Annotated in this window: 12 protein-coding genes; 4 read left to right on the forward strand and 8 right to left on the reverse strand. The window is 73.5% G+C overall.

From position 1 onward, the window contains the following. Nucleotides 1-34: 34 nt before the first annotated feature. From AB0H75_RS43105 to AB0H75_RS43140, 8 genes are read right to left on the reverse strand one after another with little or no spacing between them, the layout of a single operon-like run. Complete coding sequence (locus AB0H75_RS43105) at nucleotides 35-2,779, reverse strand: glycoside hydrolase family 38 C-terminal domain-containing protein (protein ID WP_367806485.1); 2,745 nt, start codon at nucleotides 2,777-2,779, stop codon at nucleotides 35-37. After that, nucleotides 2,776-3,849, reverse strand: a complete 1,074-nt coding sequence (locus AB0H75_RS43110; protein WP_367806487.1) for a Gfo/Idh/MocA family protein — start codon at nucleotides 3,847-3,849, stop codon at nucleotides 2,776-2,778. Before AB0H75_RS43110 ends, AB0H75_RS43105 begins: the two co-directional genes overlap by 4 nt. Continuing rightward, nucleotides 3,846-4,742 (reverse strand): TIM barrel protein, encoded by an 897-nt coding sequence (locus AB0H75_RS43115; protein WP_367806489.1) that lies wholly within the window; start codon nucleotides 4,740-4,742, stop codon nucleotides 3,846-3,848. Before AB0H75_RS43115 ends, AB0H75_RS43110 begins: the two co-directional genes overlap by 4 nt. Then, the gene (locus AB0H75_RS43120; RefSeq protein WP_367806491.1) at nucleotides 4,733-5,929 is read right to left on the reverse strand and encodes a CehA/McbA family metallohydrolase; all 1,197 of its coding nucleotides are present in this window, start codon (nucleotides 5,927-5,929) and stop codon (nucleotides 4,733-4,735) included. Before AB0H75_RS43120 ends, AB0H75_RS43115 begins: the two co-directional genes overlap by 10 nt. After that, the gene (locus tag AB0H75_RS43125; protein ID WP_367806493.1) at nucleotides 5,926-6,993 is read right to left on the reverse strand and encodes an ABC transporter ATP-binding protein; all 1,068 of its coding nucleotides are present in this window, start codon (nucleotides 6,991-6,993) and stop codon (nucleotides 5,926-5,928) included. Before AB0H75_RS43125 ends, AB0H75_RS43120 begins: the two co-directional genes overlap by 4 nt. Further along, a complete protein-coding gene (locus AB0H75_RS43130) occupies nucleotides 6,993-7,814 on the reverse strand; it encodes a carbohydrate ABC transporter permease (RefSeq protein WP_367806495.1) in 822 nt (273 codons plus the stop codon). The genes AB0H75_RS43125 and AB0H75_RS43130 overlap by 1 nt, the downstream gene beginning before the upstream one ends. Further along, nucleotides 7,811-8,746 (reverse strand): carbohydrate ABC transporter permease, encoded by a 936-nt coding sequence (locus AB0H75_RS43135; protein WP_367806497.1) that lies wholly within the window; start codon nucleotides 8,744-8,746, stop codon nucleotides 7,811-7,813. Before AB0H75_RS43135 ends, AB0H75_RS43130 begins: the two co-directional genes overlap by 4 nt. Then, nucleotides 8,721-10,103 carry an extracellular solute-binding protein gene (locus tag AB0H75_RS43140; protein WP_367806500.1) on the reverse strand — a complete coding sequence of 461 codons (1,383 nt, stop codon included), beginning with the start codon at nucleotides 10,101-10,103 and terminating at the stop codon, nucleotides 8,721-8,723. The genes AB0H75_RS43135 and AB0H75_RS43140 overlap by 26 nt, the downstream gene beginning before the upstream one ends. 179 nt (nucleotides 10,104-10,282) lie before the next feature. Between AB0H75_RS43140 and iolC the strand changes: the two genes are divergently transcribed. Genes iolC through iolD form a run of 4 tightly spaced genes read left to right on the forward strand, consistent with a single transcriptional unit; the run spans nucleotide 10,283 to nucleotide 14,815 of the window. Continuing rightward, nucleotides 10,283-11,221, forward strand: a complete 939-nt coding sequence (gene iolC, locus AB0H75_RS43145) for a 5-dehydro-2-deoxygluconokinase (RefSeq protein ID WP_367806502.1) — start codon at nucleotides 10,283-10,285, stop codon at nucleotides 11,219-11,221. Next, nucleotides 11,218-12,123, forward strand: coding sequence for a deoxyribose-phosphate aldolase (locus tag AB0H75_RS43150; protein ID WP_367806504.1), 906 nt, complete (start codon nucleotides 11,218-11,220; stop codon nucleotides 12,121-12,123). Before iolC ends, AB0H75_RS43150 begins: the two co-directional genes overlap by 4 nt. Continuing rightward, nucleotides 12,120-12,959 carry a 5-deoxy-glucuronate isomerase gene (iolB, locus tag AB0H75_RS43155; protein WP_367806506.1) on the forward strand — a complete coding sequence of 280 codons (840 nt, stop codon included), beginning with the start codon at nucleotides 12,120-12,122 and terminating at the stop codon, nucleotides 12,957-12,959. The genes AB0H75_RS43150 and iolB overlap by 4 nt, the downstream gene beginning before the upstream one ends. Next, nucleotides 12,959-14,815: a 3D-(3,5/4)-trihydroxycyclohexane-1,2-dione acylhydrolase (decyclizing) gene (gene iolD / locus AB0H75_RS43160; protein ID WP_367806588.1), complete on the forward strand. Its 1,857-nt coding sequence runs from the start codon at nucleotides 12,959-12,961 to the stop codon at nucleotides 14,813-14,815. Before iolB ends, iolD begins: the two co-directional genes overlap by 1 nt. Nucleotide 14,816: the final 1 nt, after the last annotated feature.

The raw sequence follows: 14,816 nt of genomic DNA on the forward strand, positions 1-14,816 counted from the left end.
CCGCAGACATTACTACACGCGTTCGACTCATTACTCACAGTTTACGGAACTGGATGGTGGCGATCTCCCAGGGGCGCAGGGGAAGGCGGGCCGAGCCGTCCGTGACCGGCAGCGGGGCGCCGGGGCGGCCGCGGAGGTCGGCGTGGCGGGCTTCGGCGAGGCCGCCGGAGACGACGGCCTCCGCGGCGTCCGGGGTGAGGGCGACGACGCGCAGCTCGTGCCAGTCGTCGCGGACGCGGAGCGAGGTCATCGCCACGCCGTCGCCCGTCACCGACAGGCCGGGGGCGGCGGGCGGGAGCGGGAGGAAGGGCTCGCCGGCGCCGGCGACCGTCACCAGGTCGTGGCGGAAGGTCTCGGCCGCGGGCACGGCCTCCCGCCAGGACGCGCAGGGCATCAGGGCCAGGCTCACCGTACGCAGGCCGCGGGACTGGGCGGCCGGGGTGGGGAGCTGGGGGCCCGCGGGTTCGGGGCGCAGGGCGTTGCGGTTGCGGGAGAGGTAGCCGACCGAGCGGAGCAGGGTCAGGGCGAGGTCGCCCTCGGCGGTCAGCTCGTACTCGGTGACGTGCTCCAGCAGCGCGGCCACACCGCCCGCGGCCACCCAGGAGGAGGCGGGGAAGGTGGGCAGCGGGGTCTCGCCGCAGCCGGGCTCGGCGCTCAGGCCGCGGGTGACGACGGCGAACTGGCCCTCGGCGTACGACTCCGTGGCCGGCCCCGGGAGCGGGACGTGGAGGCGGACCCGGTGGTCGGCGCAGCGGTTGTCGAACTGGAGGGCGAGGCGGACGTAGGGCTCCCCGGCGCGGAGCTCGACGCGGGTGCTGACCCGGATCTCCTCGGTACGCGCGGCGCGGGAGGGCGCGGGCAGCTCGGGGGCGTCGGGCGAGCCGTCGGCGGCGGCAGGCCAGAGGTAGGTGCGGTGGACGTCCACCGCGGCCACCAGCGGGCCCGAGCAGACGAGCTCGGTCTCGACCGTGACCGGGTCGGCGACGAGCAGGTCGTGCGCGGGGGGCGCGTAGTTGTAGGTGTCGCCCACGTCGCCGCCGTCCACGAGGCGGCCCGCGCCGGTCACGCTGGTGCCGTCGGCGCCGAGCAGGCTCAGCGTGCCGTCGCCGGCGATCGTGACGCGGAGCAGGCCGTTGTCGAGGACCTCCGTGTCCCCGCGCACCGGGAGGGCGGCGGTGTCGGAGGCGAGCCAGCAGGCCGGGTCGTGGCGGGCGGCGTCCTGCGAGCCGGGGGCGGTGAACACCTGGTCGTGGGGGCGGGGGCGCAGGCTGGTGTGGCCGAGCGGAGGGGCCTGGACCAGGGCGGCGACGGTGCGGCGCGGCTCGGCGACGATGCGGACGCGGGTCACGCCGTCGAGGGCGCCGCGCAGGTCGGCGACGTCGAAGGCGGTCGAGGGCTCGCGGGCCACGGTGAAGGTCAGCGTGCCGTCCTCGACGGACCAGGCGGCGATGTGCTGGCCGTACAGCTCGGTGCCGTGGATGAAGGTGAGCGCGACGGCCGGGTCCATCTCCTCGTCGAGCAGGAGCGTGGGGGCGTGTTCGAGGGGTTGCAGGGGGACGGGGGCGCCGGTGGGGTCCACCAGGGGATCGTCGCCGGCGACGTCCAGGAGGACGACGGCGGCGCGGGCGGCGGGCGTGGGGTTGACGACGAGGACGCCGTCGGAGGGCACGGCGGCGGCCAGGCGGGCGGTCACCATGTCGCGCACGGCCTGCCCGAGGTGCTCGGCCTCGGCGATGCGGGCGGCCACCTGCTGGGCGGTCTCGTCCACGCCGCAGCCGGTCACCGAGTCGTGGCCGCTGGCGTCCACGAGCCGCCACCAGGCCATGTCGAGGAAGCGGCCGGGCCACTCGCCGCCCCAGAGCGCGGCCAGCGGCTCGGCGTAGCGCTCGACCATGCGCTCGGCGCGGCCCATCGCCTGCTTGAGGTGGGGGCGGACGGAGATGACGCCGGGCAGGATGTTGGCGCGGGCGTGCGAGCGCAGCTCGCCGGTCACGCGCGGCAGGCCGGCCACGTCCCCGGAATAAGCACTGATATATCCGGACAAGGTGTCCATGCGGGCACCGATCGCCGCCACCATCCCGGGCAGGCCGCGCACCGGCGCCGAGTGGTCGGTGCCGTACATCGCCAGCAGCGACCCCTCGGGCCCGTGCCAGCGGCGCATGGTCGCGACGAAGGCCGCCGCCCGCTCGGCCAGCCCGGCCGGGTCGTAGAACAGGTGGGCGCCGTTGCCGTAGCCGCCCGCCGGGAGGTACTGGGTGCGGATCGCGGTGCCGTCGGGGGCCACCCAGGCGAAGGCGTCGGTGGTGACGGCGGACGGGACGCCGCGGTAGACGCAGGCGTGCAGCAACCCGGCCTTGCGCAGGATCTGCGGCATCTGGGCGGTGTGCCCGAACATGTCGGGCAGGTAGCCGACCGGCATCGCGCCGCCCAGCTTCTCCGCCCGGTCCATGCCGAGCTCCAGGTTGCGGACGATGTTCTCGCCCGAGCACAGGAACTCGTCCAGCAGGATCTGCCACGGCCCGATCGCCAGCCGCCCGGACTCGACCAGGGCGGCGATCCGGTCGCGGTTCTCCGGCCGCACCTCCAGGTAGTCGTCCACGCAGGCGAGCTGGCCGTCCAGGGTGAAGTGGTAGGCGGGCTCGCGTTCCATGGTGTCGAGCACCTCGTCCAGCAGCGCCACCAGGCGCAGCCGGAAGCGCTGGAACGGCTCGTACCACTCACGGTCCCAGTGCGTGTGCGGGACCACCACGATCTCGGGGGTCACGGGTCCGGTGCTCACGCGGCCTCTCCTCCGATCGGCAGCTCGTGCTGCTCGGCGTAGCGCGCGGCGATCCGCTGCGCGGTCACGATGTCCTCCAGCGCGCCCCCGGCGTCGGTGAGCGGCGGCTTGCCGTCGTTGACGAAGGCGTGGAAGGCGGCCAGCTGCACCTCGAACGCCTCGGTGACGTCGCGGTACTCGTTGCGGCTCTCGGCGCCGGACACGACGGTGAGCGTCGTGGGGGCGTTCATGAGGTAGGGCGAGGGGAAGACCAGCTCCAGCGTGCCGGTGTCGTGGTGGACGGCCACGGTCTCCCGGTAGGCCGGGTAGTCCTCCAGGTAGTGCCAGCGGATGGAGAAGCGGCCCTGGGCGGGCAGCGGCCCGGAGATCTCGACCGAGCCGGGCGCCGGGCCCCAGGTCTCCACGTGCGAGATCGCGGCGGGCGAGCCGGTGAAGCGGCGCAGCAGCGACAGGTCGTGGCAGATCGAGCCGAGGGCGATGCCGTACAGGCTCCGCACCGGCGCGGACTCCCCCACCGCCCGCGTCATCAGCTCCCGCTCGGCCGCGCGCAGCGACTCCAGCAGCCCGGCGTCCACGTCGCGGGCCTGGGTGAGGTTGGCGAAGGCGAGCTGCGACTCCCCGCTCGGGTGCAGCACCGTCACCTCGACCGACCGGATCACGCCGGGGCCGCCCAGCTCGGCCAGCAGCTCCTCGGCCCGGCGCACGGCGGGGTCGTACTGCTTCATGTAGCCGACCATCAGCCGCCCCTCGGGCAGCGCCGCCACCTCGGCCCGGGTGAGCGCGAGCGGCTTCTCGCACAGCACGGCGTAGCCGGCGGCCAGCGCGCGGCGCACGGTCTCGCCGTGGGAGCCGGAGGCCAGCACGAGCACGGCCTCGAAGCCGCCGGCGGCCAGCAGGTCGTCCACATCGGTGTGGCGGCCGGGGGCGCCCAGCCGGTCGCCGGCGGCGTCGGCCAGCGTGCGCGACAGGTCGCAGACGGCCGTCACCTCGAACAGGTCGCGGCGCCTGGACAGCAGCGGCACGTACACCGCCTGCGTGACGGCGCCGCACCCGATGAGCGCGATTCTCACAGTCCCAGCTCCTCCAGCTTGCGGCGGTTGGCGGCCTGGTCGGCGATGTTCCGCTCGACGGTGCGCCGGCCAGGCAGGGTGTCCTGCTCGATGACGACCCAGCCCGAGTAGCCGATCTCGCCGAGCACGCGCACCACGGCGGGCAGGTCCAGCTCGCCCTCGCCGAGCAGGGCGAACCCGCCGCGGCCCATCAGCTCGCGCAGGTCGGCGCCGTCGGCCAGGGCCTGGGCCTGGATCTTGGTGTCGCCGTCCTTGATGTGCACGTGCCCGACGCGCTCCGCCCAGTCGCGCAGCGCGGTCACCGGGTCGCCGCCGGCCAGCAGGAGGTGGCCGGTGTCCAGGCAGAGCTGCACGTCGGTCAGCTCCAGCAGGCGCTCGACGTCGTCCGGCGTCTCGACATAGGTGCCGAGGTGGTGGTGGAAGGCCGGTTCGAGGCCGCGCTCGCGGCAGCGGTCGGCGGCCTCCTGGACGCGGGCGGCGTAGGCCCGCCACTCGCCGGCGGCCAGCCCTGGAACGCTCCCGCCGGGCCGCGCGAACCGCTCAGGCGAGCCCGAGCAGGCCAGCGTGGGCCGGGGCGCGAACCCCTCCGGCGCCGGGGGCGCAGCCGTGAACACCTCCAGCGCCGCCTCCAGGGCGGGCAGGCCCCGCGCGTACGCCTCGGCGTCGCCGTAACGCAGGTCCACCCAGCCGCCCGCGAGCAGCATCCCGTTGCCGGCCAGCCGGTCGGCCAGCTCGGTGCCGGTGCCCAGGTAGCCGATCGGGCCGGAGTCGATGCCCTCGTAGCCGGCCTCGGCCAGCGCGCGGACCATCGCGTCGGGGCCGAGCGGCGGCGGCGCGTCGCTCAGCTCGAACACGCCGAAGCTCACCGGCGCGTTGGCGACCTTCACTCGCACAGTCCCATCACCTCGTTCTCGTACGTCTCCAACCGATGGGGCCCTTCGGCGGCGGGCAGCAGCACGCGCTCGCCGCGGATCACCTGGCGCTCGCCGGAGGGGCGGACCAGGACCAGGCCGTCGGCGTCCAGCGCCAGCAGCTCGTCCCCCAGCCGCAGCAGCAGCGGCGCGTCCGGCCCCGCCGAGACGGCCACGCGCCCGGCGCGCACGCCGTCCAGGACCGTGGCGGGGTCCTCGGCCAGCACCCAGGTGGTGGGCGCGCCGGGCAGGCCGTCGGAGCCGTGGCGGTGGAAGTCGCTGCCGCCGATCGCGATCACGTCGTCCCGCCATGCCTGCGCCCAGGCGATGGGGGCGCCCCAGCGCCGGTCCCACCAGCCGGAGTGCCAGACCTCGGCGACGCGCGGGCGGCGCTCGATCGGCAGCAGCCAGGCGCAGTCGCCGCCGAGCGGGTGGTTGACCGACATGAGGCCACCCGCCCGCTCGGCGTGCTCGGCCCAGGAGCCGGCGGGCTCGCGGAAGTCCACCCAGCCGACGTCGCCGAAGACGTTGGCGTGGCCGCGGTCGGTGGTGACCTCCTGGCCGGGGATGAGCGTGACGCCGCGGCCGGCCTTGGCCAGCCAGGGGTGGTGGCTGACGGTGTTGTGGTCGGTGACGGCCAGGAAGTCCAGGCCGCGCCCGTGGGCCAGCTCGGCCAGCTCGGCGATGGTCAGCGCGCCGTCGCTGTGCACGGTGTGGGCGTGGAAGTCGCCGGCGTGCCAGCGCAGGCCGTCCACGCCGGGCAGGTCGCGCCGGGGCGGGCGCTCGCCGTGCGGCGGCTCCGCGGCGACCGGCTCGGGCGGGGCCGCGGTGGCGGTCTCGATCTGCAGCGTGAAGTCGAGGCCCTGGGGCGGGATGCGGTGCAGGCGCAGCCACACCTGCCAGGTGCCGGGCTCGGGCTCGCCGGGCAGGTAGCCCGGGGTGGCCCACGAGGGGGCGATCGTGTACGTGTCACGCGCGCCGCCCGACCAGCCGCGGAACCCGCCGGGCGCGCCGCAGCCCAGGTCGAGCACGCCCTGCGAGCGGTCGTAGGACAGGCGGACGGTGACGGCGGCAGTGCCGGGCGGGACCTCGAAGGGCACCTCGCGCAGGATGCGCTCCAGCCGGTCGTCCAGGCTCCAGTGCCCGGTCAGGCTCCGGTGCCCGCTCACCCGACCAGCTCCCCGTCGCGGTAGACCAGCGCCCGGTCGCGGCGGGGCAGCGCGTAGCCGTCGTCGCCGACGGCCGGCTCGTCGCCCTCGGGCACGACGGCCTGCACGATCACCTCGCCCACGTCGAGCGTCACCAGATGGGAGGCGCCCAGGTTCTCCACGATGGCCACCTTCCCGCCCAGCGCGCCCTCCGCGGGGCCGGCCGAGTAGGCCATGTACTCGGGCCGCACGCCGTACACGATCGTCTCTCCGTCCCGCAGCCGCCCCTGCGCCGAGGCCGGGACGGCCACCTTGCACCCTGCCACCTCCAGCGTGTCACCTCGTACGGTCCCGTCGAGCAGATTCATGGGGGTCGATCCGATGAAGGCGGCCACGAACGTGTTGGCCGGCCGCCGGAACACCTCGGCCGGCGTGCCGATCTGCCGGATGTGCCCGGCCTCCATGACGGCCATCCGGTCGGCCATGGCCAGGGCCTCGGCCTGGTCGTGGGTGACGAAGACCGTGGTGACGCCCAGCTCGCGCTGGAGCTTCTTGAGGAACGTGCGCGCCTCCAGCCGCAGCCGGGCGTCCAGGTTGGACAGCGGCTCGTCGAACAGGAACGCCTGCGCCTGCGTGGCCATGACGCGGGCCAGCGCGACCCGCTGCTGCTGCCCGCCGGACAGCTGCCCCGGCCGCCGGTCCATCAGGTGCTCCAGGCCGAGCCGCGCGCCGACCTCGGCGGCCTTGTCGCGGCGCGTCCCCTTGGGGACCTTCTTGATGCGCAGCGGGTAGGCGATGTTGTCGGTGACGTCCATGTGCGGGAACAGGGCGTAGTCCTGGAAGACCATGGCCACGTCGCGCCCGCCCGGCTGGGTGCCGGTGACGTCGCGCTCGCCGATGAGCACGGACCCGCCGGTGGCGGCCTCCAGCCCGGCGATCGTGCGCAGCAGGGTGGTCTTGCCGCAGCCGGAGGGCCCGAGCAGGGCGAAGAACTCGCCGTCGGGGATGACCAGGTCGAGCGCGTCGAGGGCTTTCACTCCGCCGGGGTAGACCTTGGTCAGCCCGCGTAGTTCGATGGCGGCCATTAACGCTTGATCCCTCCGTGGAAGCGGAAGCCGTATTTCTTGCTGACGAACAGGTACATGAGCACCACGGGGACCGAGTAGAGCAGCCCGAACGTGGACAACATGCGCAGGTTGGCCTGCCCGCCCTCGGTGTACAGCGTGTACGTGATCACCGCCGCCGGCTGCTTCTCCACGTCGCTCAGCAGCAGGTACGGCATGAGGAAGTTCCCCCACACGTTGGCCACGGCCCACACCGCGATGGTCGCCAGGCCGGGCCGCACCAGGGGGACGACCACGTGCCGCACGATCTGCAGCGGCGAGGCGCCGAACACCCGCGCGGACTCCTCGTACGACTGGGGCGTCGAGTCCACGAAGTCCTTGAGCATGAAGATCGCGGCCGGCAGCAGCCCGCCGGACAGGATGAGGATCAGCCCGAGCTGCGAGTCGATGAGGTTGAGCTCCACGGCGAGCTGGAACAGCGGCACCATGGCCGCCGTCCCCGTGACGATCGACGACAGCAGCAGCAACGCGTACAGCAGCGCGTCGCGCCCCGGCAGCCGCACCCTGCTCAGCGCGTACGCCGCCAGCGCCGCCAGCACCACGACCAGCAGCGCCGTGCCCACCGACAACACCAGCGAGTTCCACAACGACGGCAGCGCGTACGGGTGCTCCACGACCGCCTGGAAGTTCTCCCAGGTGAAGTCGGGCATCCGCACCTCGTAGGTGGGGTCGGAGGTGAACGGCGCGGTCACCAGCCACAGCAGCGGGACGGTGAAGAAGGCCAGCAGCACCGCGATCAGCGTGTAGAAGCCGATCCGGCCGAGCACGAACCGGGGCGTCATGACTTGCTCCTGAGCAGCCGCAGGTAGAACACCGCCACGACCAGGTTGATCAGCAGGATGATCGTGGAGACCGCGGCCCCGTGGCCCAGCTCGCCGCTCTGCAGCGCGACCTTGTACACGTGCACGGCCAGCACCTCGGACCTGCCGTCGGGGCCGCCCGCGGTGAGCAGGAACGGGCTGAAGTCGTTGAACGTCCACAGGCTGATGAGCAGCAGGTTCGTCAGGATGTGGCCGCGGATGTGCGGGAAGACCACGTCGCGTAGCTGCTGCCAGCCGGAGGCCCCGGCCAGCCGGGCGCTCTCCAGGTGCGAGGGCGGGACGTTGCCGAGGGCGGCGCCGTACAACATCATCGAGAACGCGGTGCCGCGCCAGGTGTTGAAGATGACGATCGACAACATCGGGTGGTCGAGCAGCCACGGGAAGCCGGGGATGCCGAGCAGCGCGTTGAGCGTGCCGCCGTCGCGGTCGAGCAGCGCCACCCACAGGAACGACACCACGGCGCTGGGCAGGATCCAGGCCAGGATGACCAGGCCCTCGACCAGCCGCTTGAGCGGGCCGCGCCGGTCGCGCAGCAGCCAGGCGATGGTGAAGCCGAGCACGACCTGGCCGATGACGGCCGAGCCGAGCACGAACTGCACGGTCAGCCAGGTGGAGTTCCAGAAGCCGGGGTCGGCGACCGCGCCGGTGAAGTTGTCCAGCCCCACGAAGCTCGGCTCGGCCGCCGCGGCCCCGGTCAGGCGGTAGTTGGTCAGCCCCAGGTAGAGCACCCAGAGCGCGGGGAAGACGAGGAAGGCCGCGATGAGCAGGAGGGCGGGGGCCACGAAGGCCCCCGCGCGCAGCCTGCCGAGGCCGGCGGCGTCGGAGCTGTATCCGGCGCCGCGGCCCCGCTTGTCCTCGCCGAGTGCCTCAGGAGGCGATATTGCCTGCGCCACCGACGATTCCTTCGAGCTTCTTCTGGTAGTCGGCCGCCGCCTGGTCGGGCGGGGTGCCGCCGACGACCGCGGCGGTGGCCTCCTGCAGCGCCACCGACACCTGCGGGTAGACCGCGACCGGCGGCCGGTAGGCCGTCAGCGGCAGCACCTTCTCCGAGATGAACGTCAGCAGCGGCTGCCCGGCCAGGATCTCCTTGTTGACGTCGGTGCGCGGAGTGATGCGCACGTTGCCGTCCTTGGTCTCCTCCTTCAGCGCCTCCGGGGAGAGGGTGAAGGCCAGCAGCTCGAAGGCTTCCTTCGGGTGCTTGCTGTTGGGGTTGACCGTGCGCAGCGCGCCGCCGGACATGCTGACGAAGTCCTGGCCGCGGATGCCCTTGCCGGGCTCGATGGCGGGGATCAGGGCGTAGCCGACGTTCTGGTCGCGGTCGTCCATGGGGGCGACACCGTCCTTGGGGTTGACCACGCCGCGCCAGAAGTAGTCGCCCTCCATGAGGATGCCGATCTTGCCCGCGGCGAACTGCTGGAACGACTTGTCGCGGCCCTTGGCCTCCTGCTGCAGCTTGGGGTCGCCCAGGCCGCCGCCGTAGATCTTCTGGTAGAGGCCGAGCGCGTCCTTCAGCGCCTGCGAGGCACCGGTCCACTTGCCGTCCTGCTGCACCTGGCCGCCCGCGCCGGCCAGCAGCGGCAACACGCCCTGCATGGAGGTGGCCTCGCCCATCGCGGTGCCGGCGTTGATCTGGATCGGCACGGGCACGCCGGACGCCTTGAGCTTCGTCCCGGCGTCGATGATCTCCTGCCAGCTCTTCGGCTGCCAGTCGGCCGGCAGCCCGGCCTTGCCGAACAACGTCTTGTTGAAGTAGAGCACCCGGCCGTCCGTGCCGATCGGCAGGGCGTACTTCTTGCCCTCGTAGGTGGCCAGCCCCTGGACGGACTCGGGGATCTGCGACCAGCCCTCCCAGCTCTCGGCCTCGGGGCCCACCACGTCGGCCAGCGGCTTGATGTAGCCGGCCTGGGCGAACTCGCCGGCCCAGATGCCGTCGATGTCGATCACGTCCGCGCCCTTGCCTGACTTGAGGTCCAGGGAGAGCTTGGTCTTGTACTGTTCGTCGTCGACGCCGCTGGGGACGAACTTGACCGTGACGTCCTTCCCCTTGGCCTTCTGGGCGGCCTCGAACTTCGGGATCACCCAGTTGGCCACGAAACCGGCCGCCGCCGCGTTCTTGCCGCCGGCGATGGCGTTCTGGGTGATCGTCAACTCTATGGCGCCACCACCGCCGCCACCGCCGGACGACTGGCCGCAGGCGGCGAGCCCGAGGCCGGCCGCGGCGAGCACCACGGCGATCTTCCGCATTGCCATGCAAACCCTCCGGCACGTCGTTGTTTGAGGAGGTAAGCCATTGGCCAATATGTCATGACATGCATATGACGTAAAGGTCCGGCCGTATTACAGGGAGGTAGCGACGGAACGTGGCGGACATACGCATGTCATGACAATATGCCATAGTGTCGAAGGTAAGCTTCCCCCCAGGAGGTGCGTTGTACGACCTGATCACGATCGGCCGCTGCGGCGTCGACGTCTACCCGCTGCAGACCGGCGTCGGGCTGGCCGACGTCGAGACCTTCGGCAAGTTCCTCGGCGGCAGCCCGACCAACGTGGCCGTCGCGGCGGCCCGCCACGGGCTGCGCTCCGCCGTGATCACCGGCGTGGGCGCCGACCCCTTCGGCGAGTACGTGCGGCAGGCGATCCGCGGGTTCGGCGTCGACGACAGGTACGTGGCGACCTATCCCGGGGCGCCGACCCCGGTCACGTTCTGCGAGATCTTCCCGCCCGACCACTTCCCCATCTACTTCTACCGCGGCGAGCACCCGCCCGACCTGCGCCTGACCGCCGACTCCCTCGACCTGGAGTCGATCGCGGCGGCCCGGATGTTCTGGTTCTCGCTGACCGGGCTGAGCAGGGAGCCGAGCGCGGCCGCCCACGCCGCCGCCCTGGCCGCGCGCCGTACCGGATGGACGGTGTTCGACCTGGACTACCGGGCCGCGCTGTGGGAGTCGCGCGAGGCCGCCCGCGCGGCGGCGGCCCGCATGCTGCCGCACGCGGACGTCGCCGTCGGCAACCTGGAGGAGGTCGAGACCGCGGTCGGCGTGCGCGAGCCGGGGGCCGCGGCCGAGGCGCTGCTGGCGGCCGGGGTGCGGGTGGCGATCGTGAAGATGGGCCCCGAGGGCGTCCACGCGCGTACCGCCGAGGAGAGCTGCCTGGTCGAGCCGGTGGAGGTGGACGTGGTCAACGGGATAGGCGCGGGCGACGCGTTCGGCGGCGCCCTGTGCCTGGGGCTGCTGCGCGGCTGGCCGCTGGAGCGCACGGTCCGCTTCGCCAACGCCGCGGGCGCCTTCGTGGCCGCCCGCCTGGCCTGCGCCGACGCCATGCCCACGACGGCCGAGGTGGAGGAGCTGCTGAGCGGGGTGACCCGGTGAGCGACCTCGTCCTGCCCCCCGTCACCGGCTACGAGCACCTCACCCACATCCGCGCCACCCGCCCCGAGGAGATCGCCGAGGCCGCGGCCCGCCGGCAGCGGCGCGGGCTGCCCGGCCAGGGTGAGCGCCTGCTCATCATCGCCGCCGACCACCCCGCCCGCGGCTCCCTGGCCGTACGCGACCGCCCGCTGGCGATGGCCAGCCGCGCCGACCTGCTCGACCGCCTGTGCACGGCGCTGTCGCGGCCCGGCGTGGACGGCATTCTGGCCGCCCCCGACGTGCTGGAGGACCTGCTCCTGCTGGGCGCGCTGGACGGCCGGCTGGCCTTCGGCTCGATGAACCGGGGCGGCCTGCAGGGCTCGGTGTTCGAGCTGGACGACCGTTTCACCGGCTTCGACGCCGCCACCATCGACGCCATGCGGCTGGACGGCGGCAAGATGCTCTGCCGCATCGACCCGGCCGACCACGGCACCGTCAACACGCTGGAGTCCTGCGCCCGCGCGGTCAGCGAGCTGGCCGGGCGCAAGCTGATGGCGATGGTGGAGCCGTTCTGGTCGCTGCGCACCGAGTCGGGCGCGCTGCGCAACGACCTGTCGCCCGAGGCGGTGATCCGGGCGATCAGCGTCGCCCAGGCCCTCGGCGTGACCTCGGCCTACACCTGGCTCAAGATCCCCGCGATCGCCGAGATGGAGCAGGTGATGGCGGCCACCACGCTGCCCGCCCTGCTGCTCGGCGGCGACCCGCCGGACATCGACGCCGCCTTCGCCGACTGGGACCGCGCGCTGCGCCTGCCCGGGGTGCGGGGGCTCGTGGTCGGCCGGGCCCTGCTCTACCCTCCGGACGATGATGTGGCCGCCGCGGTGGACGGCGCCGCGGCACTGGTGCGAGAGGCGCGCGCATGACCTACCTTCCGTACGGCAAGACCGCCAACGGCCCCTGGTCGGTGGAGGTCACCCCGTCCCTGGCCGGGTGGACCTACTCCGGCCTGCGGATCCTCGACCTGACCGACGCTCCGGTGACGTTCGGCACCGGCGAGGAGGAGATGCTGGTCCTCCCCCTCGCCGGGTCGTGCTCGGTGCGGTTGCCCGGGGACCGGTTCGAGCTGGCGGGGCGGCCGTCGGTCTTCGACGGACCCTCAGATTTCGCCTATATCCCGATATCTACGGAAGTGACCATCGAGGGTGCGGGGCGGATCGCGCTGCCCTCCGCCCGCGCCACCGAGCCCTTCCCTGCCCGGTACGTCGCCGCGGCCGAGGTCCCGGTGGAGCTGCGCGGCGCCGGCCAGGCCAGCCGGCAGGTCAACAACTTCTGCGCCCCCGGCGTCCTCGACTGCCACAAGCTCATGGCCGTCGAGGTGCTCACGCCGTCGGGCAACTGGTCGTCGTACCCGCCGCACAAGCACGACACCCCCAACCCCGGCGAGGCCGTGCTGGAGGAGATCTACTACTTCGAGGTCGCCGACCAGGGCGCCGGCTACCAGCGCGTCTACTCCTCCGAAGGGGGCCAGATCGACACGCTCGCCGAGGTCTCCTCCGGCGACGTCGTCCTGGTCCCCTACGGCTACCACGGCCCCTCGATGGCCGCCCCCGGCTACGACCTCTACTACCTCAACGTCCTGGCCGGGCCCGCCGAGGAACGCTCGATGTCCTTCTGCGACGACCCCCGCCACGCCTGGATCCGCTCCTCCTGGGACGGCCAGGCCATCGACCCCAGGCTGCCGTTCGGGAGGACGTCGTGATCCGGTTGACCGTCGCGCAGGCCGTCGTGCGCTTCCTGGCCCGCCAGTGGAGCGAGCGCGACGGCGTGGAGCGCCGCTTCTTCGGGGGCTGCGTCGGCATCTTCGGCCACGGCAACGTCGCGGGCATCGGCCAGGCCCTCGCCACCGCGAACGAGGCCGCCGGCGAAACCGGGGACGAGCTGCCCTACCTGCTGAGCCGCAACGAGCAGGCGATGGTCCACACCGCCGCCGGCTACGCCCGGGCCAGCAACCGGCTGGCCACGCTGGCCTGCACCACCTCGATCGGCCCCGGCGCGACCAACATGGTCACCGGCGCGGCGGGCGCCACCATCAACCGGCTGCCGGTGCTGCTGCTGCCGGGCGACCTGTTCTCCACCCGCGTGGCCGGCCCGCTGCTGCAGGAGCTGGAGGACCAGCGCTCCTACGACATCTCGGTCAACGACTGCCTCAAGCCGGTCTCCCGCTTCTGGGACCGGATCAACCGGCCGGAGCAGCTCCCGTCCGCGCTGCTGGCGGCCATGCGGGTGCTCACCGACCCGGCCGAGACCGGCGCGGTGACGCTGGCCCTGCCCCAGGACGTGCAGGCCGAGGCGTACGACTGGCCGGAGGAGCTGTTCGCCCGCCGGGTCTGGCACGTCCCGCGGCCCCGCCCCGAGCGGGCCGCCCTGGAGCGGGCCGCCGAGCGGCTGCGGGCGGCCGAGCGGCCGCTGATCGTGGCGGGCGGCGGCGCGCTCTACAGCGAGGCCACCGGCGAGCTGCGGGCCTTCGCCGAGCGGTTCGGCGTCCCGGTGGCCGAGACCCAGGCAGGTAAGGGGGCGCTGCCGCACGGGCACCCGCTCGCCGTCGGCGCGATCGGCGCGACCGGCACCACGGCCGCCAACGCGCTGGCCCGCGAGGCGGACGTGGTCATCGGCGTCGGCACCCGCTACAGCGACTTCACCACCGCCTCGCGCACCCTCTTCGCCCCGGACGCGGCCTTCGTCAACATCAACGTCACCGGCTTCGACGCGGCCAAGCTGTCGGGCCTGCAGCTCGTCGCCGACGCCCGCGAGGGCCTGGCGGAGCTGGCCGGCGCGCTGGCGGGCTGGAGCGCCCCGCCGGCCCTGCGCGAGCGGGCGGGCGAGCTGACGCGGGAGTGGGACGCGGCCGTGGACGCGGCGTTCGCGCTGGAGGGCACGCCGCCGTCGCAGGCCGCGGTGATCGGCGCGGTCAACGCGGCGGCCGGCGCGGACGGCGTGGTCGTGTGCGCGGCCGGCTCGATGCCCGGCGACCTGCACAAGCTGTGGCGGCCGAGCGGCCCCGGCAGCTACCACGTGGAGTACGGCTACTCGTGCATGGGCTACGAGATCGCGGGCGGGCTCGGCGTGAAGCTGGCGGCACCGGAGCGCGAGGTGTTCGTGCTGGTCGGCGACGGGTCCTACCTGATGATGGCCCAGGAGCTGGTCACCGCCGTGGCCGAGGGCGTCAAGCTGACCGTGGTCCTGGTGGACAACTCCGGCTTCGCCTCGATCGGGCGGCTGTCGGAGAGCGTCGGCGCGCGGCGGCTCGGCACCGCCTACACCGCCGGGGACGGCGGCCCGCTGCCGGTGGACCTGGCCGCCAACGCCGCCAGCCTCGGCGCGGCCGTGGTGCGCGCCGAGACGGTCGCCGACCTGCGCAAGGCGCTCGACGCGGCACGCGCGGGCGACGTGACGACGGTGATCCACGTACGCACCGACCGCCTGGCCGACGACGTGCCGTCCTCGCGGGCGTGGTGGGACGTCCCGGTGGCCCAGGTGGGCACGCCGGAGGCGGTCCGGGAGGAGTACGCGGCCGGCAAGCGCGCCCAGCACCTCCACCTGGCCCCTCCCGGCTGAG

Origin of the sequence: Nonomuraea sp. NPDC050783 (assembly GCF_040802095.1) — a bacterium.
In the GTDB taxonomy this organism is placed as follows: Bacteria; Actinomycetota; Actinomycetes; order Streptosporangiales; family Streptosporangiaceae; genus Nonomuraea.